Consider the following 19,426-nt stretch of genomic DNA (forward strand, 5'->3'; position numbering starts at 1 on the left):
TGGGTTGGTTACAGAGGGATGCAGTTGCCCCCCGCCCTCAGCCCACCCAGCGCAGCAGCACGCCCCGCTCCCCCAGGACGAAGCCCTTGCCATCGGGGGAGAAGACGATCCGGGAGAAGTTGGTGGGCTGCTCAGTGCCCACCGGATCCCGCTGCCAGCTGGCGCCGGCATCGTTGCTCACCAGCAGGGTGCCGTTGCCGCCGCCGGTCCACACGGCGCCCCGGGGGTCCCAGGCCATGTCGAGGTAGCCATAGCCGTTGGTGATCGGGATCACGGGCTTGCTCCAGTCGCCGCTCTCGGTGCTCTCGGCGGTGCTCGGGTCGCCGTCGAAACGCAGCTGGGCGCCCCGGGCCACCATCCAGAGGTGGCCGTCGGGCTGGAAGCCCATCGACTGCAGCCGCTGGCTGCTGACCCGCTGGTGCACCTGCCAGGCGGGCAGGCCCGGTTCCCAGGTGGCGAAGAAGTTCCCCAGGCTGCTGACGCTGACGTAGTCGCCCTCGGCGCTGCGGCGCAGGTCGCGGATGGCGCCGGCGGCATCCCCCACCAGGGCCTGCCAGCTGGAACCGGCATCGGTGGTGCGGTAGACGGCACCGACGTTGGTGGCCAGCTCGGCGGTCTTCGGCCCCAGGGCCGTCACCAGGTAGGGCTCGCCGGGCAGCTTGGTGTCGAGCAGCAGCCGGCTCCAGCTGCTGCCGGCATCGTCGCTGTGCAGCAGCAGGCCGGGCTGGCCCACGATCCAGCCCTCAGGGCCGTTGAAGTCGATGCTGATCAGCCGGAAGTTCTCCTCCTCCGGCAGGTCGAGGGCCCGTTCCTGCCAGCTGGCGCCAGCGTCGTCGGTTTCCATGATCAGCCGGTTGCTGCCCACCAGGAACCCGTGGTCGGCGCTGCTGAAGGCCACGTCGAGGGGGTTGGAGCGGGTGTCCAGGGGGACCGCCTGCCAGGGGCTGGCGGCGGCGGTGGGCAATCCGGTGGTGACGCAGCCCGTGAGGCCGAGGGCGAGCACGAGCGAGATCGCCAGGCTGAGCAGGGGCCGCAGCGGGCGGAGCAAGGCCGGCAGGGCGGGAAGGGGCGCAGGCATCAACGCAGGGAATAGAGAGAGAGGAAGAAAGCGAAGGCGAGGGCGAACCCCCCGAAGATCAGGACGTTCTTCTGACCGGGGGTGAGGCGGTTCACCCCCAGGCCGAAGTTGAGGTTCTCCTCGAAGCCACTGGGCTTGTTGCGTGGGCCGATGTCCTTGAAGGCCCCCACCCGGCTGCGGCAGACCGGGCAGCGGAAACCGACCGGGTCGAGGTCGAGAAAGGAGGTGCCGGAGGGGATCCCCAGCTTCTTCACCCCCTCGGCCGGGTCATAGACGAAGCCGCAGCTGCGGCACTCGAAGCGGTGGCTGGATGGATCCTCGGCGACGGTTTCGGCCGCCTCGCTGACGGCCCCGGCGGGCCCGGTGGGGACCTCTTCGGTGGGTGTCTCCGTCGGCGGTTCCGTGCTCATCCCGTGCATGGCCATACGTGGGAACTCTATCGACGGCGACCCCGGGGCCCGCGGCTGCTCCGGCCATCCGGCCGCGCCGGTCGTCGCGGCGACCCCCGCCCCCGGAAGCAGGTGGCAGAATGCGCGCCAGGTTGGGTCCGCCGATGTTTGTGCTCTCCGGCTACGACGCCTTTCTGGGCTTCCTGCTGATCTCGGCGGCGGTTCCGGTGCTGGCGCTGGTGGCCAACAAGCTGCTGGCGCCCAAGAGCCGCCAGGGGGAGCGTCAGCTCACCTACGAATCGGGCATGGAACCGATCGGCGGGGCCTGGATCCAGTTCAATATCCGCTACTACATGTTCGCCCTGGTCTTCGTCATCTTCGATGTCGAGACCGTGTTCCTCTATCCCTGGGCGGTGGCCTTCCACCGGCTCGGGCTGCTGGCCTTCATCGAGGCTCTGATCTTCATCTCCATCTTGGTGCTGGCCTTGGCGTACGCCTGGCGCAAGGGCGCCCTCGAGTGGAGCTGAGCACCTCCCCACCATGACCCTCACACCCCCTGCCGGCTCCCTCTCCGTCGATGCCCTGCGCGATATGCGCGAGGCCAGCTGCGGCCCCGTGGGCGCCCCCGGCGTCACCGCCGACCTGTCCGAGAACATCATTCTCACCAGCCTCGACGACCTCCACAACTGGGCCCGGCTCAGCAGCCTCTGGCCGCTGCTCTACGGCACGGCCTGCTGCTTCATCGAGTTTGCGGCCCTGATCGGCTCCCGCTTCGACTTCGACCGCTTCGGCCTGGTGCCCCGCTCCAGCCCCCGTCAGGCCGACCTGCTGATCGTGGCCGGCACCGTGACGATGAAGATGGGGCCGGCGCTGGTGCGGCTCTATGAGCAGATGCCGGAGCCCAAGTACGTGATCGCCATGGGGGCCTGCACCATCACCGGCGGCATGTTCTCCGCCGACTCCACCACGGCGGTGCGCGGGGTCGACAAGCTGATCCCCGTCGATCTCTACCTGCCCGGCTGCCCGCCCCGCCCCGAAGCGATCTTCGATGCGGTGATCAAGCTGCGCAAGAAGGTCGGCAACGAAGCCCTGGCCGAGCGTGGCAACCTGCGACCCACCCACCGCTACTGCACGATCCCCCACCAGATGAAGCGGATCGACCCGATCGTCACCGGGGCCTACCTGCGGGCCGAAACCCAGCAGGCCGCCCTGGCCGCCGCCGCCGGTCTGCCGATGGGCGCCGCCGCTGACACTGCCACCGTCCCTGCCACCCCCGCCTCCACCACCGATGCCTGAGGAGTCCCCCGTCACCCCCGGCGCCTCGGACGCCAAGGAATCCGCCGATGCCGGTGCCCTCCAGGCCGCCGCCCCTGGCCCTGTGGCCACCTGGCTGAGCGGCCAGGGTTTCGATGCCGTCGCCCTGGGCCCGGACCACTCGGGTGTCGAACTGCTCGGGGTGGAGCCTGCGGCCCTGCCGCTGGTGGCCACGGCCCTGAAGGCGGCCGGCTTTGATTATCTCCAGTGCCAGGGGGGCTACGACGAGGGACCGGGGGGCCGGCTGGTGAGCTTCTACCACCTGGTCAAGTTGGCCTCCATGGTCGATCAGTTTTCGGCCATGGCCGAAGCCACCGGCCCCCTGCCGGCCGATGCGCGTCCGGAGGAAGTGCGTCTCAAGGTGTTCCTGCCCCGGGACGGTGCCCTCTCGATCCCCAGCCTCTATGGCCTGTTCCGCGGTGCGGACTGGCAGGAGCGCGAAACCTTCGACATGTACGGCATCTCCTACGAGGGCCATCCCCATCCCAAGCGGCTGCTGATGCCCGAGGACTGGAAGGGCTACCCGCTGCGCAAGGACTATGTGCAGCCTGATTTCTATGAGATGCAGGATGCCTATTGAACCCCTCTATGGAGCGTCTGTGCCGCTGAGCGCAGCGAGCGTTTCTTTGAGGTAGCGGGTTCCCCAGCGCTGATCGGGTTCCAGGTGGTTGCCTTCGGCCCACTCGTTCCAGGCGTTGATGAAGACGACCGGTTCAGGAAGAGCGTAGTCAGGGAGGCGTTCCACTGTCTGCCTGAGCCAGTGGCCGTAGCGCTCCGGTGTCCCATCCTGGAGGATGATGCCCCCCCAGCGGCGGCGAGCCGTGTTGTCCCAGGAGGGGGTGACACAGGGAAAGCGGGGATAGGGGGGAGCTGGCCTGGCAAGGGCGGCTTGGCAGACCTTCTCGTAGTCGATGACCCGGTGGATCTTCTTGCCTGGAGACTCATTCTTGATGATCCCCTTGATCGTTTCACGAAGGCTGGGAGTCTGCGAGGGCAGCGTACCCAGCATCGGCCAGCAGGGCTGAAATTCCACGGCGGCATCAAAGCCGAAGCTTTGGGGGTTGTTGATCTCCTCCTCTTTCGATTCAACGGAAACGAGATAGAGATCTCCAAGGCCATGGTCATGGGCGATCGAACGCCAGATTTCGGCCGTTCGGGCCGGCTGGGGCAGGGCGCTGGTGCGGTAGACCAGAAACAGCGGTTTGCCTTCGATCCTGATGTAGCGGGGATCCCTGAAGGCTGCCAACAAGGACATCAGGTGATCGCGATCGTCCTGCTCGCTGTAGATCTGCTCAAGAAGAATCTCATCATCGGACCCGTCCCAGCGCCGGGTCCAGTTTTCATTGGCCCAGCAGAGGCAGAAGGGAAAGTCAGGCTCCCCTGAAGCCAGCACGTCTTCGAAGGGCCGTTGCAGGACCCTGCGGCCATTGAACCAGTAGTGGTAGTAGCAGAAGCCGTGGATTCCGAACGCCTGGGCCAGTTCCGCCTGGGCCTGGCGCGCTTCCGGCAGGCGAAGGTCGTAGAAGCCAAGATCCGCCGGCAGATGGGGTTGGTAATGATGGCGGAACAGGGAACGTGCCTTGGCTACGTTGCGCCATTCTGTGAAGCCTTTTCCCCACCAGGCATCGTTTTCAGGAATCGGGTGGTACTGGGGAAGATAGAAGGCGATGGCCTTGGGTAAGGGCACTGCTGCACGCGAGTCCGATGGACGGATCCTAGTCTTGGAAACTCCCATGGGCCATCAGATGGTTGATCCCATGGAGTTCTGAGGCCTGCAGGCTTGTGAATGGACTCTTGCCTGAGAAAATGATAGAGCCGACGGAAAAGATCTGTCTCCGTGGGCAAGGCCATGCCGATAGCAAGGCATTCACTGGCACAGACTATTCTTCGCCGTGTACGATTGAGTTCCCCGGCTGAGGCTGTCTGTGGCGCTGGTTCCCTCGTCCATGGGCATGACGCATGCACCTTTCTTCAGCATTGTTATCCCTACATACAATCCCCAGCTTGATCGCTTCGCGAGGTGCTTGGAGAGTGTCTATAAGCAGAACTTCTCAGACTGGGAAATCATTGTCATTGACTCACTCTCGGCCCGCAGCGACGATGTCAAACGGCTGGTCGGAGAGTCTGCCCATGTTCGTTACATGCAGGATCTCGAGGCCGGTGGCATCTATCCAGCCATGAATATGGCTTTGGCTCAATCTACGGGGGCTTGGGTCTTGTTCCTTGGTCATGATGATCGGCTGGCCGACCCATCTGTGCTGAGGATCGTCAGGCAGCATATCCATGCATCCAGGCTTTGCTTTTGGAGGCAGGCATACTATGGGAATGTCTTGATTGACGGTGATGCAGGTTGGGCAAAAGGTGGGGCCATCTACGATGGTGAATTCAATCTGGCGAAGCTGCTGAGGCGCAATATCTGTCATCAAGCCATCTTCTACCGAGGCTGCCATGCACGCGGTGGTCGACCGCTCTATAACCCGGACTTCCAGGTGACTGCCGATTGGGACTACAACATACGAGCCTGGACGCGTGGGGGGTACGGATACATCCCATTGACGATCTCTGTCTTTTTGGGAGGGGGGACTTCATCCTCCATGAAAGCAGATGGGTTTTATGGCGCCTTGGCCTTGACGTGGGGCTATTGGAAGCGGAAGCGCCCAATGATCCTTGCCTTGATTACGCTTGTATACTGCAAAGTTGCTGCCTTATTTCCGGAATCCACGCGTGAATCTGCTTCCAGAAGCTAACGCGAGCGGGACCGTCAGCGCAACGAATGACCCCTAGGGATCCTGCTGTGGCGTTACGAAGTGGATGGGTTGAAGCGTGGCTTGCCGCTTGAGTTGAATCTGTCCATTCCTGTCCATGTGCACCGCTCAGCTTGGCAGAAGCCATGGGCTCGGACAAGTGCTTCGAAGAGAGGCGATTGGACACAGCCACCCCAAGGTGATCGGTTGTTGATCCGGCAGGCCCGAAGGGCCGGCCTGCAGTGCGCCTAACCTGCAGAAGCTGACTGGGCCGATCCAGTTCCCTTATTCACGACTCTTTCCAGGCTTGAGTATTCTTTTGATGCCAAGATAGATCTTGATGGGACGCTCAAGTTCGCCGAGGCGCTTCTCCAGGTATTCAATCCTGCGCTTTGCGGACTCTTGCTTGTATTCGAATAGCTTGTTGGCCTCATTGAGCTGTCGAAGGGCGTGATCCAGCTTTTGTGATAGCAAAGCGACTTTCTTCCAGGTGCTGATTCCAGCGGGAGTTTCAGCTTCAAAGCTCTTTTCGTCGACCCAATCTCCCTCTAACAGCAGAGGCGGCAACTCTTTCACGTTTCTGTCGAGGTCCAAGGGCTGCGGCAGCAGTGGCTGGTAGGAGGCGCCTGGCTGACCCTGGTTCAAGCGATCGCGCCTGAGAAAGGTGAGTTCGATGACTCGCGGTATGACAAGACCTGAGCCTTCAATAGTTACTTCACCGCAGCAGTTGTTGGGATGGGCATGGACGCAGATGTGACTGTTGTCGAGCCTTCTGAGCAATGGGCCAAGCTCGTTTTCAAACTCTTCTGGATCATTGGCTGAATCAAGTCTATGCAGCTCAATCGCAATGATCCTGAAGCGGTTCAGTGTGCTTTGCTTGCAGGCAAGAAGATTCCTGTACTCGGCGCCTTCAATGTCCATTTGAAGGAGAAGATCGCCTTCCGGGTCTGGACATTCTTCTTCAACCCATTCGTCAAGGTTGATGCTGTCTTTGCCATGGTCTATGTCCAGCCATTTCTTTTTGAATGTCTGCATGAACTCAACGAGTGGCGTCTCCAGGGCTTCCAAGTCGCTGGTGTAATCACAAAGGTGGCAGACGATCCCGTATGTTATTGCCAATTCATCTTCGAAACTCTTTGTATTGTTCACTCCTGGAGAGAAGCAGGCTTTGATTCCTTGAAGATCGTCAGGAATCAGATACGCTCCATCTTCATCGCCTCCGATTCTGATCAGGGGGTATGGGCATCGCTTGGGCTTCATGATCAGGATGTCTCTGATCCTCTTCGCGAGCTCTTGCTCTTCTTTAGTCCGCGATGAAGGCATTGTTTAGGACATGCCCCATGACATAAGCTTGGCGACTGGCACCTCAAGACCTCAGTCAAATTGAGATTATCCTAACAGGTAAATCCCTGAACTTCTCGCTCCCGCTGTCCATAAGTGTTGCCCATGGAAACCCGGGTGGACAATGTCCTTGAGCATCGGCAGTGTCAGCTTGTACCTTCTGGCTTGGCCGATGCAGGATCTGGTTGGCTGGCGAGCCCTCATCCTGCATGGCCAATCTCGCCATAGGCGTCTTTCGGCCTGCAGTGAAGTTGACCCGATCGTACTTGTTTGCCCCTGGACATTTATCTGCTGCCATCGTGTCAGCGGGTAAACCTGCGGGCCTTGTAAACGATGTTGTAGTAGCTTCCTCGTTGTGCGCGTCGAGCGAATCTCGATCGACGGTATTCTTTGTATCCAAGCTGCGACATGAAGGCGTTCATGTCCTTTAGTTGGCAGCAGCCAGTGTAGGCCTCAAAATCTGGGACTTCTGTCTTGATGAATAGAAAATCTTTCAGTACTGGAATGGCTCGCTTGAGGACAAGCAACTCTGATCCCTGGGTGTCCATGATCAGTGCTTGGTAATCTCTTTCATCCAGTTGATGCACTTTGAGCAGGGATGGAAGGGTTGTGCTCTTCAGGCGAATCGTGGTTGAGTAGTCGACTTCAGGCCCAATGTCCCTATGAAGATGTAGGTCGAGAATGGAGGAGGACTCCCCACTGTTGTTAGAAATGTGAAACACATACTCCTTGCCATCGACGTCTGTGATCAAGGCGTTGATGGCTTTCTGCTTCGTAGGCTCTTCAGTATTCTTCTGAAGTTGTCTGAAGATTTCGGGGATCGGCTCAACCCAGGCGACTTTCAGGTCTTACTTGGCGTAGAGATTGCGCTCTTGCCCGGTATTTGCGCCGGTGAATGATGCCCGAAACCTTCTTTGGGAAGTCGTCCAGGCCTGATGGCATTTTTCGAAGTGGGCTCAGGATTGATCGAAGTGCTGTGATGATCATTGTCTTTCCTCAGTAACTTCACCAGCGCTGCTCTTGACTTTATCGGCTTGAGGCCCTGTAAGGGCGTTGAAGGGGCCGTTCCCTTGTCGCGACAGGACCCCGTAGCATTGCTGTGGCACCTATCGCCCGCAATGCCTGATGTCTGAGGCGAGTGCGTTCGATCTGGCCTTCAGGGGTGGAATCGCTGCTAAAGCTCGATTTATCTTTTGCTGGCAGGCGCGCCATGGGTTGGCCGAAATGTGAACTCCCCACAGAATTCTCGTTTTTGTGTGGCTGCCCTGCAGGTCATGGGCCTGCGATTCTCCTGCGTCCCAATCCTCAGGTCGTTTTCGGCCACCACGCTGCTGTTGGACAACCCTTTGGGGCCATGGACCTAGGGATCAGCGGCTGCAGCGCTCATCGACGTTCAACTTTCAATCCCTTTTGTGCTTGCGGTAGAACCGGATCACCTCCTTGGCCACGCTGCGTGGTTCATGGCGCAGGGTGGCGCTGGGACGGGCCCCCTGCAGGGGCGCCAGGATCACCTCATAGCCCTGATCCCTGAGGACGGAGGCCTCGCACGTCACCGGTTCGGCGCCCCGCAACCGGTAGACGTCCAGCAGGCTGGAGTCGTCCAGTTCCTCCTGGGCCAGCACGGCCGTGAACAGGCGCTGCTCCACCCCCAGGCTCGCCAGCTGGGCTTCGATCGCCCGCAGGTGGCCGCCGACGTCCAGGCCGTCGGTCTCGCCGGGCTGGGTCATCAGGTTGCAGATGTAGAGCCGCGGCGCCTTGCTGGCGCTGATGGCGCTCACCAGCTCCGGCACCAGCAGGTTGGGCAGCAGGGAGGTGTAGAGACTCCCCGGCCCCAGCACGATCAGTTCCGCGTTGGCGATCGCTTCCAGGGCCCGCGGCAGGGCCGGCGGCCGCTCCGGCGTGCAGCCCAGGCGCACGATCGGACAGGGGGCGTGGCCGATCTGGGATTCCCCCTCGATCCGCTCGCCGTTCTCCAGCTCCGCCCACAAGCGCACGTCGGCGTTGGTGGCAGGCACCACCTGCCCCTGCACCGCCAGCACCCGGCTGCTGGCGATGATCGCCGATTCCAGACTGCCCGTGATCGCCGTCAGGGCACTCAGGAACAGGTTGCCGAAGCTGTGGCCCTCCAGGCCGCTGCCGGCCTTGAAGCGGTATTGGAACAGGCGGGTGAGCAGGGGCTCCTCCCGTGCCAGGGCCGCCAGGCAGTTGCGGATGTCGCCGGGGGGCTGCACCCCCAGCTCCCGCCGCAGCACGCCGCTGCTGCCGCCGTCATCGGCCACCGTGACGATCGCGGTGAGGTTGCTGCTGTAGCGCTTCAGGCCGCTCAGCAGGGTGGCCAGCCCCGTGCCGCCGCCGATGGCCACGATGGTGGGGCCGCGGTTCAGGCGCCGCTGGGCCAGCAGGGCATCCACCAGCAGGGTGTCCTTCTCCGGAGCCAGGGCCTGCTGGATGGCGCCGAAGCTGCGGCTCTGGCCGAGCCAGACCATGGCGGCGCCGATCAGCAGCACCAGTGGGCCGGTGATCCCCCTGGGCATCACCTGGGTGAGGCGATTGAGCCCCCAGCGGATCGTCTCGAGGGTCCAGTAGATCGGCTGCAGGTCGGCCCATACCGCCGCCCCCAGCAGGGCGATCACCAGGCCCAGGCCCGAGGTGATCATCCAGCGCTTCACCACCAGGCCCGGCTGCAGCCAGCGGGCCGCCCGCCGCGAGCGGCTCATCAGGTCCTGCTGACGCAGGTCGCCGCGGCCCACCCAGCGGGGGCGCCCCGGGCGGGAACCGCCCCGGCGCCGGCGGGCGTTCGCAGCGGAGCCTCGAACCGTCAAGGGCAGGGCGTGGCGACGCGGCACAGACCACCCGAACTGTACGGATGAAAAGCCCGTCCTGAACCGGCAGGATGGGAGCCGGGCCTCCGGGGCCCCCTCGCCGTGGTTCCTTGGCCCTCAGTCAACTCGCGCTGAAAGTTCCCCCGGCCATCCCGCCGGTGGCCCAGATGGAGAACCTCAGCATGCGCTGGGGATCCAACATGGTCCTCGACCGCGTCGACCTCAGCCTCACCCCGGGCGAGCGGCTGGTGGTGGTGGGCCCCTCGGGCTCGGGCAAATCCACCCTGCTGCGGCTGCTGGCCGGGCTGCAACTGCCCACCGATGGGCTGCTGCGCATCCACGGAGAACCCCAGACCTACCTGCGCCTGGACCAGCGCCACCCTCCGGACGTGCGCCTGGTGTTCCAGAACCCGGCCCTGCTGGCCTCGCTGTCGGTACGCGAGAACGTCGGCTTCCTGCTTTACCGCTTCAGCGGCCTGGGGGAGCGGGAGATCGCCGAACGGGTGGACCAGGCCCTGCAGGCCGTGGGGCTGGCGGGCATCGCCGATCGCATGCCGGGCGAGCTCAGCGGCGGCATGCAGAAGCGGGTGAGCTTCGCCCGCGCCCTGATCGACGACCCCACCCTGGCCTCGGCCCGCACCCCCCTGCTGCTCTTCGACGAACCGACGGCCGGTCTGGACCCGGTGGCCTGCACCCGCATCGAGGACCTGATCGTGCGCACCTCCCGCATCGTCCACGCCTCCACCCTGGTGGTCAGCCACGTGATGAGCACGATCGACCGCTGCGCCGAGCGAGTGGCCCTCCTCTACGACGGCCGCTTCCGCTGGATCGGCTCGGTCGAGGACTTCCGCGTGAGCACCAATCCCTATGTGGTGCAGTTTCGGAGCGGTAGTCTGCACGGACCGATGCAGCCGGCCGAGAACTGAGCCCATGCGCCGGAGTGTCCGTGAAGCCCTGGTTGGATTTTCTCTGCTGGCGGCGATCGCCAGCGGGCTGGGTCTGTGGTTCTGGCTGCGGGGGATCTCCCTGAGAGGGAACACCTGGACGATCCGCGCCAGCTTCGCCGACGCCGCCGGTCTGGCCGACCGTTCTCCGGTCACCTTCCGCGGGGTGCTGGTCGGCAGCGTGCGCCGGGTCACCGTCACCGACGCGGCCGTGGTGGCCGAGCTGGAGATCACCGACCCACGCCTGCGTCTGGCCCGGCCCCTGGTGGCCCGGGTCGGCAATGCCTCCCTGCTGGGAGGAGATGCCCAGGTGTCCCTGCTGGCCGGCGGTCCCCCCCTGCCGGCCAGCCTGCCCGGCCCTCGGGAGCGGGGCTGCGACAACACGCGCATGGTCTGCAACGGCGGCAAGGTGACCGGTGTCGCCGCGGCCAGCCTCGACACCGTCACCGAGACCGTCCAGGGTCTGCTCGACCAGGCGGAAAAGGAACAGCTCGTTCAGCAGATGGTGGCGGCCACGGCCGCCTTCTCCAAGACCGCCAGGGAGACCGAGCTGCTCACCAAGAGCGGCCAGGTGTTCCTACGCGATGCCCAGGTGCTGGTCACCCAGCTGAACCGTTCGGCGGGCAAGGTGGACCCGATCCTGAGCAACCTCAACCTCGCCAGTGCCGATGCCGCCCGGGCCTCCAAGCACGTTGGCAACCTGGCGGCGGCACTGGACAACCCCAAGACCGTGGCTGACCTGCAGGCCACCCTCACCAACGCCAAGCAGCTGACCGACCGCTGGTCGGCCGTCGGCGGCGACGTGAGCAAGCTCACGGGTGATCCCAAGTTCCTCGACGGCATTCGCAGCGTCTCGATCGGCCTGGGCCGTTTCTTCGAGGAGCTCTACCCCGCAGAGGTGGATGCGGCGCGTGACCGCAAGGCCCGCCAGGATGCACGCCAGCAGGAGGCCAGGGCCGCCCGCGAGGCCGCCCAGGACCGGCTCGCCCCCACCGTCAGAAACCGTTGATCGCCTCCAGGGCGATGGCGGCGATGGCCTGGTCGCTCGCCTTGGGCAGCTGCACGTAGCGGCCGCCGGCCGCCTCGGCCAGCTCCTTGCCCATGCCGCTGCCGATGAACTTCCGCTCGGTGTCGATCACCAGCAGCCGCAGGCCGAGGCTCTGGTAGCGGCTCGCCACCTGCCGCAGCTCCTCCTTGAGGTCCACCGGTTCCTCCCCCTCCAGCACCGGCTGGCCCAGGGAACGGCTCAGGGGCACATTGCCGCGGCCGTCGGTGATGGCCACCACCACCACCTGGCCCAGATCGCCGGTGGCCAGGGCGTTCGCCCCCACCCGGGCCGCCTGGGCGAGGCCGTGGGCCAGGGGTGAGCCGCCGCCGCAGGGCATCGACTCCAGTCGGCGGCGGGCGGCGGTGATCGAGCGGGTGGGCGGCAGCAGCACCTCGGCCTGCTCGCCGCGGAAGGTGATCAGGGCCACCTCATCCCGGTTTTCGTAGGCCTCGGTGAGCAGGCGGATCACGGCCCCCTTGGCGCTCTGCATCCGGTTCAGGGCCATCGAGCCGCTGGCATCCACCAGGAAGATCACCAGGGCTCCCGCCTTGCGCTGCAGCTGCTTGGCCCGCAGGTCCCCCTCCTCCACGATCACCTTGCGGTGCGGCTCCCTGGCGCGGCGGGCCTTCTGGTAAGGCGCGGCAGCCCGCAGGGTGGCGTCGATGGCGATGCGGCGCACGGGGCCCCGGGGCAGCATCGGTTTCACGTAGCGGCCGCGGCTGTCGCTGAACACCACCGCCCGGCTGCCGCTGCCGCCGCTCTTGGCTTTCGCCGAGGCGAACACCAGCAGGTCGGGGTCGATGGCGGTGGCCTCCGGATCCAGCAGGAATTCCTCCGGGATCTGGGGCGGGGCCTGGTCTTCGGGGCTGTCGTCCTGGTCGTCGTCGTCCTGATCCTCAGGCTCCTCACTCTCAGGCTCCTGCTCCGGCGGCTCCGGTTCCTCGGGGGGCTGCTCCCCCTGGGGCGGTGGCGGCGGCTCCATGGGCTGGTCGGGATCCGGGGGCGGCAGCTGCAGGGCCCGCGGGGCGATCACCAGGCGCACCGCCACCTGCAGATCGTCTGCGTCCACCCGGTCCCGGCCGGAGAGCGCCGCATGGGCCCGGGCCACCCGCACGGCGTAGAGCTCGGCCCGGTGCCCCTCGACGCCGCCGCGGATCGCTTCGGTGACCAGGTAGCGGATCTGCTCGCGGTCGATGGCCACATCCGGCAGCCACTGGCGGGCCAGCAGCAGCTGGGTGGCCAGGGCTTCGGTCTCCTCCTGAAAGCGGGCGCCGAAGGCGCTGCTGGAGGCGCCGTGGTCGAGGGCCGAACGGGTGATCGCCACCCGCTGGTCGGTGTCGAGCAGCTGGTTGGCCGACAGGGCGATGGCGAAGCGGTCGAGCAGGTGGTCGCGCACCGCCCCCTCTTCCGGGTTGTAGGTGGCGATCAGCAGGCAGCGGCAGGGGTGCGACAGGCTCAGCCCCTCCCGTTCGATGCGGTTTTCGCCGGAGCCCACCGCCGCCAGCAGCAGGTTGGTGATGCCGTCATCCAGCAGGTTGAGCTCGTCGACGTACAGCACGCCCCGGTGGGCCTCCGCCAGCAGCCCGGGCTGGAACACCGGCGCCCCGGCCGTCAGGGAGGCGGCCACGTCCACCGAACCGATCAACCGGTCTTCGGTGACGCCCAGGGGCACCTGGATGAAGGGGGCTGGAATCACCCGGGTGGGCAGCAGGGCGCCTGGATCGGTGCCGCTGGCATCACCGCCCAGTTCGGTGATGCGGCGCCGGGTGGCCCCATCCCACTCGTCGGGCCTGGAGGGATCGGCCTGCCGCAGCCCCGGACCATCGGCCAGATCGATGACGTCGATCGGCGGCAGCAGGGCATGGAGCCCCCGGGCCAGCACCGACTTGCCGGTGCCGCGGCCGCCGGCGATCACCACGCCGCCCAGGCCGGGGTCCACGGCCGCCAGCAGCAGGGCCAGCTTCAGGGTGCCGTGGCCGGTGATGGCGGCCAGCGGAAAGCTGCCGGTGGGCGCGGCACCGGCGGGCGCGGCAGGGGACCCGCTGACGACCATGGGGCAGTGGCTGGGTGGGTTGGCCAGTCTCGCCGACCGGGTGGCGGCGGGTGGCGGCCCTCTGACCCCGATACCCTGCCTGGGTGTCAGGCCCCGGTCGGCCGCCGATGACCCGCCGTCCCACCAACGTTCACGAGCGCTACCACGCCCACGTCTATTTCGGCGCCGCTGAAGCGGCGCAGGCCGGCGCCCTCTGTGGGGCCGCCGGAGCCCGTTTCGGCCTGCCGGTGGGCCGTCTCCACCTCGAGCCGGTGGGACCCCATCCGGTCGGCAGCTGCCAGATCAGCTTCAGCCAGGCGGACTTCGAGGCCCTGATCCCCTGGCTCGAGACCCACCGCGGCGGCCTCACGGTGCTGGTGCATGGCATCACCGGCCATGATCTGGCCGATCACACCGACCATGCCGCCTGGCTGGGGGAGCCCGTCCTCCTCAACCTGGCGGTCTTCGGCGGCTGAGCCGATGCCTCCCACCCCGGCTCCACCACCGTCTGGCCCCTCTGCGTCCAGCCTGGCCATCGCCATCGGGGCCAACCTCGGTGATCCCGTCGCCACCTTCACGGCCGTGCGGCCGCGGCTGGAGGCCGAGCTGCGGGCCTGGGCGGCGGCCCCCCTGCAGCTGAGCTGGTCGCCCCGGTTCCGCACCCCGCCGGTGGGGGGGCCGCCGGGACAGCCGCCGTACCTCAACGCGGTCCTGCTGGCTCGGCAGGGCCCCGGCCAGGGGGCCAACGGGACCTGGCCCGATCCGCTGGCGCTGCTGGCGCGGCTTCTGCAGCTGGAGGCGGCGTTCGGCCGGGAGCGCCGCGAGCGCTGGGGACCCCGCCGTCTCGACCTCGACCTGCTCTGGTGCGGGGCCATGGCCTGCCCAGGCCCGGAGCTGGTGCTGCCCCACCCGCGCCTGGGGGAGCGAGCCTTCGTGCTGGCCCCGCTGGCGGCGATCGATCCGGACCTTCCCCTTCCCCTGGCGACCGCCGGTACCCCCCGCACGGCCTCCGCAGGCCTGGCGGCCCTGCCGCGGGCCGCCCTGGAGCCGCCCCCCCAGGTGCTGCCTGGAACGACGGGCTGGCCGGAAGGTCCCTGAACCGCGCCCACCGGCCCCCGCCCGTCACACTGGGGGCCCCAATGGCCCGCCCCATGGCTCCCCTGCCGCCCCCCGAGCCCAGCACCCATCTGGAGACCACCGCCGCCCTGCAGGCCCGCAAGGTGCGTTTCGAGCTCAACCGGGTGGTGCTGCCGATCGGCATCGAGGGCACCTACGGCGTGATCCGCCATCCGGGCGCCTCCCTGGCGGTGCCGGTGCTCGAGGACGGCCGGGTGGTGATCCTGCGCCAGTACCGCTTCGCCGTGGCCGGGCGGCTGCTGGAGTTCCCGGCCGGAACCCTGGAGGAGGGGGAGGAGCCCCTGGGCTCGATGCGGCGGGAGCTGGAGGAGGAGACCGGCTACAGCGCCAGCCGCTGGGACCCCCTGGGCGCCATGTACCCCTGCCCCGGCTACTCCGACGAGGTGATCCACCTCTTCCTGGCCCGCGATCTCACCCTGCTGCAGGACCGCCCCCCCGGCGATGACGACGAGGACATGGAGGTGCTGCTGCTCGAGCCGGCGCAGCTGGATGCGCTCCTGGCCAGCGGCAACGAGGCCCTGGACGGCAAGACCGTGACCGCCTGGTACCGCGCCCGGCAGCTGCTCGGACTCTGATGGCCCCGGAGCGCTGGCTGTTCTGGCATCGCCGCGACCTGCGCCTGGCCGACAACCTGGGCCTGGCGGCGGCGGCCGCCGCCACCCCGGCGGTCACCGGCCTCTACGTGCTGGATCCGGCGATCCTCTCGGACCCGCTGATGGCGCCGGCCCGGGCCTGGTTCCTCTGCGAGAGCCTGCGGGAGCTGGCGGCCCGCTGGCGGGCGGCCGGCAGCCGGCTGCTGATCCTTCAGGGCGAGCCGACCGCCCTGGTGCCCCTGGCGGCCCGGGCGGCAGGCGCCGCGGTGGTGGCCTGGAACCGGGAGGTGGAGCCCTACGGCCGCGAGCGCGACCGGAAGGTGGCGGCGGCGCTGCAGGGCCAGGGCACCCGGGTGCTGGTGGACTGGGACCAGCTGCTGGTGGCACCGGAGGCGATCCGCACCGGCGCCGGCGAGCCCTACCGGGTCTATGGCCCCTTCCTGCGCAACTGGCGCGGCCAGGTGGAGGGGCGCGCCGGGCTCGGTGCCGGATCGGTCGGCGGCCTGGAGCCGGTGGCGGCGCCAAGCGGTCTGCGGGATCTCGATCCCGGCGCCCTGCCGGCGGAGCGCGCTTCCTTGTGGGAGGCCCTGCCCAGGCTGGAAACCGTGCCCAGCGCCGAGGAGCTGGGCTTTCTTTTCAGCGGCGCCGATCTCTGCCCCTGCCGCCCCGGGGAGGCGGCGGCCCTGGCCCAGCTGCAGGCCTTCGCCGACGGTGGCGTCAACGGCGGTCCCCTGGCGGCCTACGAGCCGGGTCGCAACCTGCCGGGGGAGGCCGGCACCTCCGGGCTGTCCGCCGCCTTGAGCGTCGGCACCCTCAGCCCCCGCCAGGCCTGGGCCGCCGCCCAGGAGGCCCGCGCCCTCGCCCGCAGCACCGAGGCCCTCACTTCCATTGGCGTCTGGGAGCAGGAGCTGGCCTGGCGCGAGTTCTACCAGCAGGCCCTGTTCCATTTCCCCGAGCTGGCCGACGGCCCCTACCGCCCCCAGTGGCGCCACTTCCCCTGGGAGAACGACCCCGAGAGGCTGCGGGCCTGGGAGGAGGGGCTCACCGGCCTGCCGATCATCGATGCCGCCATGCGCCAGCTGAACGAGAGCGGCTGGATGCACAACCGCTGCCGCATGGTCGTGGCGTCCTACCTCGTCAAGGACCTGATCATCGACTGGCGCCATGGCGAAAAGGCCTTCATGGTCCGCCTGGTGGACGGCGATCTGGCCGCCAACAACGGCGGCTGGCAGTGGAGCGCCAGCAGTGGCATGGATCCACGCCCCCTGCGCATCTTCAATCCCTCCACCCAGGCGGCGAAGTTCGATCCGGAGGCCACCTACATCCGCCGCTGGCTGCCGGAGCTGGCCCATGTGGCCACCGCCGACCTGATCAGCGGCGAGATTGCGCCGCTGGAACGGCGCGGCTACCCGGCGCCGATCGTCAGCCACAAGGTCCAGCAGGCCCGCTTCAAGGCCCTCTACGCCGCCCTGCCCCGGGGCTAGGCGGGGGCTGTCTCAGGCGACGACCGCTTCGGCCCCCACCAGGCTGCGCACGGCGGCGATGACGCTGTCCTGCTGCTCGGCAGTGAGTTCGGGGAAGATGGGCAGGCTGAGCACTTCGGCGCAGAGCCGTTCGGTGATCGGCAGGCTGCCGGGTCCGTAGCCGAGGGAGGCGTAGGCCGGTTGCCGGTGGATGGGGATCGGGTAGTAGATGATCGTCGTGACGCCCGCCTCCTGGAGCTGCTGCTTGAGCCAGTCGCGGCAGCAGGCCTCGGGCAGTCCGTAGCTGGCGCTGTCGGCCGCTGGGGTGCAGCGTCCCCCACAGGCGCTGGTGGCAGCGGGGCAGCGGGGCACCCGCACCACGAACTGGTTCCAGCTGTGGCCCTCCGGTCCTGGCGCAGCCGGCACCAGGCCCGGCAGACCCGCCAGTTCCCGCTGGTAGCGCTCGGCGATGGCCCGACGCCGCTCCACCCAGCCGGCCAGGTGGGGCAGCTTCACCATCAGGACGGCGGCCTGCATGGCATCGAGGCGGCTGTTGTAGCCGAGATCGGTGTGCAGGTAGCGGCGGGGCATGCCGTGCACGGCCAGCTCCCGGATCCGCTGGGCCAGCTCGGCGTCACCGCAGACCACCATGCCGCCGTCGCCCGCGGCGCCCAGGTTCTTGGTGGGGAAGAAGCTGAAGCAGCCGGCGTCGCCCCAGCCGCCCACCGGCCGTCCGGCCCAGCTGGCGCCGCTGGCCTGGGCACAGTCCTCGATCACCCGCAGGCCGTGGGCAGAGGCGATGGATGTGATCCGCTCCATGTCCACCGGCCGGCCGAACAGGTGCACGGGCATCAGGGCCCGGGTGGCGGGGGTGATGGCGGCCTCGATCGCCTCCGGATCGATCAGGTAGGTGTCCGGGTCCACGTCCACGAACACCGGCGTGGCCCCCACGGCGCTGATTGCTTCGGCGGTGGCGAAGAAGCTGAAGGAGCTGGTGATCACCTCGTCGCTGGCGCCGATCCCCAGGGCGCGCAGCGCCAGGACCAGGGCATCGGTGCCGCTGTTGCAGCCGATGGCATGGGGCACGCCGCAGGCCTCGGCAAAGGCGGCCTCAAAGCCGTTGATCGTGCTCCCCCCGATGTACTGGCCACTTCGCAGGACGTCCAGGACGGCCTGGTCGAGGGCGTCTCCGAGCTGGTGCAGTTGCTCGCTGAGACTGAAGGGGGGCACATGCATGGCGGCAACATTAAGCCTGCGGATCCGACCGCCGCCGCCGCCACCCTGGAAGAGTCAGCCGCTGAACCAGGGGGGCTCGGCACCGGCCCGCCACTTGATGTTGCAGCCGATCGCCGGCCGCTGCGGTTCCGGCACCGGCCGCCCCTCCAGCAGGGCCGCCAGGGCCGCCCGCAGATCCCGCCCATCGCAGGGCTCACCGCCGGGACGGCTGCCATCCAGCTGGCCCCGGTAGGCGAGGCGGTGGGCCCGATCGAAGAGAAAGACGTCCGGGGTGCAGGCGGCCCGGAAGGCCTGGGCCACGCTCTGGTCGGGGTCCTGCAGGTAGGGGAAGGTCCAGCCGCAGGCCGCGGCCTGGGCCGCCATCCCCGCCGGCCCGTCCTGGGGATGGCTGGCGGTGCTGTTGCTGCAGAGGCCGATCAGGCCCGCCCGCCCCTCCAGGTCGCCCTGCAGCCGGGTGAGTTCCGCCTCCACATGCTTCACGAACGGGCAGTGGGGGCACAGGAACAGCACCAGCACGGGGCTGCCGAACGGCGCGGCGGCTTCGAGCGGGCCACCCGTGACGGGCCGCAGCGCGGCCCGCATGGCGTCCAGCGGCAGCGGCGTGCCGAGGGGCAGCATGGTGGAGCTCGTGAGAACCATGGCTGTGCTGCCGCCCTTGCTGCAGAGCGGATGGGGGAGAGCGGGCAAGGATCATCGCCGCCACCGAGCCATCCCCGCCGTGTCGCCACCGTGCCGTCTGCTGGTGCTGCCGCTTCTGGCGGCCGCACTCGCCGGCTGTGTGCCCGCTGATCAGCGTCCCAGCGGCCGGGTGTATCCCCTGCCGAGACAGCAGCCCAATGACGGCCTCGCCGTGGTGAGCCGGCCCGGCGGCGAAGGCCTGCACATCTGGATCGAGACCGACACCGCGCGCCCCGGTGTCTGCCGGCCGCGCTGGCTTCCGGACGCCGCCCGGCTGCGGGGCGGCAACGGCCCCCAGCCCACCAGCTTCGGGCTGGCCCCGCGGGAGGAGTTCTTCCAGGCCCTGGACCGGGGCACGGTGCGTCTGGCCCTGCGCCGCCAGATGGAGGCGCTCTGCCGCCAGCGGGCCCCCGGCAGCACCTTCCTGTGGGAGCCGCCCCCGCGGACCGCGGCCGAGCACCGGCCGCCGGTCTTGCCCCTGCTGGAGGAACCCGATCTGCTCAGCGACCCGCGGGCGATCCGGCGGGCTGAAAAGCAGCTGCTGGGTCTGCCCCTCACCCCCGAGGACCTCGAGGAGCCCGGGGCGATGGACCACGGGGGCTGGTGA

At 67.5% G+C, this 19,426-nt stretch carries 20 protein-coding genes; 11 read left to right on the forward strand and 9 right to left on the reverse strand.

Annotation, left to right across the window (positions count from 1 at the left end):
• Positions 1-37: 37 nt before the first annotated feature.
• Both KUG39_RS06030 and KUG39_RS06035 read right to left on the reverse strand, forming a co-directional pair.
• Positions 38-1,078: a photosynthesis system II assembly factor Ycf48 gene (locus KUG39_RS06030; protein ID WP_190611185.1), complete on the reverse strand. Its 1,041-nt coding sequence runs from the start codon at positions 1,076-1,078 to the stop codon at positions 38-40.
• The gene (locus KUG39_RS06035; RefSeq protein ID WP_094584363.1) at positions 1,078-1,488 is read right to left on the reverse strand and encodes a rubredoxin; all 411 of its coding nucleotides are present in this window, start codon (positions 1,486-1,488) and stop codon (positions 1,078-1,080) included. Before KUG39_RS06035 ends, KUG39_RS06030 begins: the two co-directional genes overlap by 1 nt.
• A gap of 143 nt (positions 1,489-1,631) precedes the next feature.
• Between KUG39_RS06035 and ndhC the strand changes: the two genes are divergently transcribed.
• The 3 genes from ndhC to KUG39_RS06050 are packed head-to-tail and all read left to right on the forward strand — an operon-like array spanning position 1,632 to position 3,361.
• A complete protein-coding gene (ndhC, locus tag KUG39_RS06040) occupies positions 1,632-1,994 on the forward strand; it encodes a photosynthetic/respiratory NAD(P)H-quinone oxidoreductase subunit C (protein ID WP_015109697.1) in 363 nt (120 codons plus the stop codon).
• A gap of 13 nt (positions 1,995-2,007) precedes the next feature.
• Positions 2,008-2,763 (forward strand): NADH-quinone oxidoreductase subunit NuoB, encoded by a 756-nt coding sequence (gene nuoB, locus KUG39_RS06045; RefSeq protein WP_216913580.1) that lies wholly within the window; start codon positions 2,008-2,010, stop codon positions 2,761-2,763.
• Positions 2,756-3,361 carry an NAD(P)H-quinone oxidoreductase subunit J gene (locus KUG39_RS06050; protein ID WP_094584365.1) on the forward strand — a complete coding sequence of 202 codons (606 nt, stop codon included), beginning with the start codon at positions 2,756-2,758 and terminating at the stop codon, positions 3,359-3,361. Before nuoB ends, KUG39_RS06050 begins: the two co-directional genes overlap by 8 nt.
• A 6-nt stretch (positions 3,362-3,367) precedes the next feature.
• Here the strand turns inward: KUG39_RS06050 and KUG39_RS06055 are convergent, their stop codons facing one another.
• Complete coding sequence (locus tag KUG39_RS06055) at positions 3,368-4,468, reverse strand: glycosyltransferase WbsX family protein (protein ID WP_199297098.1); 1,101 nt, start codon at positions 4,466-4,468, stop codon at positions 3,368-3,370.
• Positions 4,469-4,706: 238 nt separating this feature from the next.
• Between KUG39_RS06055 and KUG39_RS06060 the strand changes: the two genes are divergently transcribed.
• Entirely contained in the window at positions 4,707-5,528 is an 822-nt protein-coding gene (locus KUG39_RS06060; protein WP_216913582.1) for a glycosyltransferase, read from the forward strand.
• A 282-nt stretch (positions 5,529-5,810) separates the two neighbouring features.
• Here KUG39_RS06060 and KUG39_RS06065 read toward each other — a convergent pair whose 3' ends face one another.
• The 3 genes from KUG39_RS06065 to KUG39_RS06075 all read right to left on the reverse strand — a co-directional run bounded on the left by KUG39_RS06065 (position 5,811) and on the right by KUG39_RS06075 (position 9,583).
• Positions 5,811-6,785: an FkbM family methyltransferase gene (locus tag KUG39_RS06065; protein ID WP_216913584.1), complete on the reverse strand. Its 975-nt coding sequence runs from the start codon at positions 6,783-6,785 to the stop codon at positions 5,811-5,813.
• Between the two features lie 383 nt (positions 6,786-7,168).
• Complete coding sequence (locus KUG39_RS06070; RefSeq protein WP_216913657.1) at positions 7,169-7,711, reverse strand: FkbM family methyltransferase; 543 nt, start codon at positions 7,709-7,711, stop codon at positions 7,169-7,171.
• Between the two features lie 555 nt (positions 7,712-8,266).
• Positions 8,267-9,583 (reverse strand): gluconeogenesis factor YvcK family protein, encoded by a 1,317-nt coding sequence (locus KUG39_RS06075; RefSeq protein ID WP_094584469.1) that lies wholly within the window; start codon positions 9,581-9,583, stop codon positions 8,267-8,269.
• Positions 9,584-9,855: 272 nt separating this feature from the next.
• Here KUG39_RS06075 and KUG39_RS06080 point away from each other — a divergent pair, with 272 nt between their 5' ends.
• Together KUG39_RS06080 and KUG39_RS06085 are read left to right on the forward strand one after the other, a co-directional pair.
• A complete protein-coding gene (locus KUG39_RS06080; RefSeq protein WP_190611451.1) occupies positions 9,856-10,614 on the forward strand; it encodes an ABC transporter ATP-binding protein in 759 nt (252 codons plus the stop codon).
• A gap of 4 nt (positions 10,615-10,618) precedes the next feature.
• The gene (locus tag KUG39_RS06085; protein ID WP_216913587.1) at positions 10,619-11,641 is read left to right on the forward strand and encodes an MlaD family protein; all 1,023 of its coding nucleotides are present in this window, start codon (positions 10,619-10,621) and stop codon (positions 11,639-11,641) included.
• On the opposite strand, the gene bchD is transcribed toward KUG39_RS06085, so the two are convergent.
• Positions 11,628-13,733 (reverse strand): magnesium chelatase ATPase subunit D, encoded by a 2,106-nt coding sequence (gene bchD, locus KUG39_RS06090; protein WP_216913589.1) that lies wholly within the window; start codon positions 13,731-13,733, stop codon positions 11,628-11,630. The two genes, KUG39_RS06085 and bchD, sit on opposite strands and share 14 nt — an antisense overlap.
• 107 nt (positions 13,734-13,840) lie before the next feature.
• Here bchD and KUG39_RS06095 point away from each other — a divergent pair, with 107 nt between their 5' ends.
• From KUG39_RS06095 to KUG39_RS06110, 4 genes are read left to right on the forward strand one after another with little or no spacing between them, the layout of a single operon-like run.
• Positions 13,841-14,188 (forward strand): DOPA 4,5-dioxygenase family protein, encoded by a 348-nt coding sequence (locus tag KUG39_RS06095; RefSeq protein ID WP_094584372.1) that lies wholly within the window; start codon positions 13,841-13,843, stop codon positions 14,186-14,188.
• Between the two features lie 4 nt (positions 14,189-14,192).
• Positions 14,193-14,810: a 2-amino-4-hydroxy-6-hydroxymethyldihydropteridine diphosphokinase gene (gene folK / locus KUG39_RS06100; protein ID WP_216913591.1), complete on the forward strand. Its 618-nt coding sequence runs from the start codon at positions 14,193-14,195 to the stop codon at positions 14,808-14,810.
• Positions 14,811-14,863: 53 nt separating this feature from the next.
• A complete protein-coding gene (locus KUG39_RS06105; protein ID WP_216913593.1) occupies positions 14,864-15,424 on the forward strand; it encodes an NUDIX hydrolase in 561 nt (186 codons plus the stop codon).
• Positions 15,424-16,926: an FAD-binding domain-containing protein gene (locus tag KUG39_RS06110; protein ID WP_216913595.1), complete on the forward strand. Its 1,503-nt coding sequence runs from the start codon at positions 15,424-15,426 to the stop codon at positions 16,924-16,926. Before KUG39_RS06105 ends, KUG39_RS06110 begins: the two co-directional genes overlap by 1 nt.
• 12 nt (positions 16,927-16,938) lie before the next feature.
• Here KUG39_RS06110 and KUG39_RS06115 read toward each other — a convergent pair whose 3' ends face one another.
• Together KUG39_RS06115 and KUG39_RS06120 are read right to left on the reverse strand one after the other, a co-directional pair.
• Positions 16,939-18,141, reverse strand: coding sequence for a DegT/DnrJ/EryC1/StrS family aminotransferase (locus KUG39_RS06115; RefSeq protein WP_216913597.1), 1,203 nt, complete (start codon positions 18,139-18,141; stop codon positions 16,939-16,941).
• 54 nt (positions 18,142-18,195) lie between these two features.
• Positions 18,196-18,780: a thioredoxin family protein gene (locus tag KUG39_RS06120; RefSeq protein WP_216913599.1), complete on the reverse strand. Its 585-nt coding sequence runs from the start codon at positions 18,778-18,780 to the stop codon at positions 18,196-18,198.
• Between the two features lie 79 nt (positions 18,781-18,859).
• On the opposite strand from KUG39_RS06120, the gene KUG39_RS06125 reads away from it, so the two are divergent.
• Positions 18,860-19,426, forward strand: coding sequence for a hypothetical protein (locus KUG39_RS06125; protein WP_216913601.1), 567 nt, complete (start codon positions 18,860-18,862; stop codon positions 19,424-19,426).

The organism is Synechococcus sp. CCAP 1479/10 (assembly GCF_019038515.1).
Taxonomy (GTDB): Bacteria; Cyanobacteriota; Cyanobacteriia; order PCC-6307; family Cyanobiaceae; genus Cyanobium.

Coding starts and splice junctions, on each gene's coding strand:
- KUG39_RS06030 (WP_190611185.1), bottom strand. CDS start 1,078: ATGCCTGCGCCCCTTCCCGCCCTGCCGGCCTTGCTCCGCCCGCTGCGG.
- KUG39_RS06035 (WP_094584363.1), bottom strand. CDS start 1,488: ATGAGCACGGAACCGCCGACGGAGACACCCACCGAAGAGGTCCCCACC.
- ndhC (WP_015109697.1), top strand. CDS start 1,632: ATGTTTGTGCTCTCCGGCTACGACGCCTTTCTGGGCTTCCTGCTGATC.
- nuoB (WP_216913580.1), top strand. CDS start 2,008: ATGACCCTCACACCCCCTGCCGGCTCCCTCTCCGTCGATGCCCTGCGC.
- KUG39_RS06050 (WP_094584365.1), top strand. CDS start 2,756: ATGCCTGAGGAGTCCCCCGTCACCCCCGGCGCCTCGGACGCCAAGGAA.
- KUG39_RS06065 (WP_216913584.1), bottom strand. CDS start 6,785: ATGAAGCCCAAGCGATGCCCATACCCCCTGATCAGAATCGGAGGCGAT.
- KUG39_RS06075 (WP_094584469.1), bottom strand. CDS start 9,583: ATGAGCCGCTCGCGGCGGGCGGCCCGCTGGCTGCAGCCGGGCCTGGTG.
- KUG39_RS06080 (WP_190611451.1), top strand. CDS start 9,856: ATGGAGAACCTCAGCATGCGCTGGGGATCCAACATGGTCCTCGACCGC.
- KUG39_RS06085 (WP_216913587.1), top strand. CDS start 10,619: ATGCGCCGGAGTGTCCGTGAAGCCCTGGTTGGATTTTCTCTGCTGGCG.
- bchD (WP_216913589.1), bottom strand. CDS start 13,733: ATGGTCGTCAGCGGGTCCCCTGCCGCGCCCGCCGGTGCCGCGCCCACC.
- KUG39_RS06095 (WP_094584372.1), top strand. CDS start 13,841: ATGACCCGCCGTCCCACCAACGTTCACGAGCGCTACCACGCCCACGTC.
- folK (WP_216913591.1), top strand. CDS start 14,193: ATGCCTCCCACCCCGGCTCCACCACCGTCTGGCCCCTCTGCGTCCAGC.
- KUG39_RS06105 (WP_216913593.1), top strand. CDS start 14,864: ATGGCTCCCCTGCCGCCCCCCGAGCCCAGCACCCATCTGGAGACCACC.
- KUG39_RS06110 (WP_216913595.1), top strand. CDS start 15,424: ATGGCCCCGGAGCGCTGGCTGTTCTGGCATCGCCGCGACCTGCGCCTG.
- KUG39_RS06115 (WP_216913597.1), bottom strand. CDS start 18,141: ATGCATGTGCCCCCCTTCAGTCTCAGCGAGCAACTGCACCAGCTCGGA.
- KUG39_RS06120 (WP_216913599.1), bottom strand. CDS start 18,780: ATGGTTCTCACGAGCTCCACCATGCTGCCCCTCGGCACGCCGCTGCCG.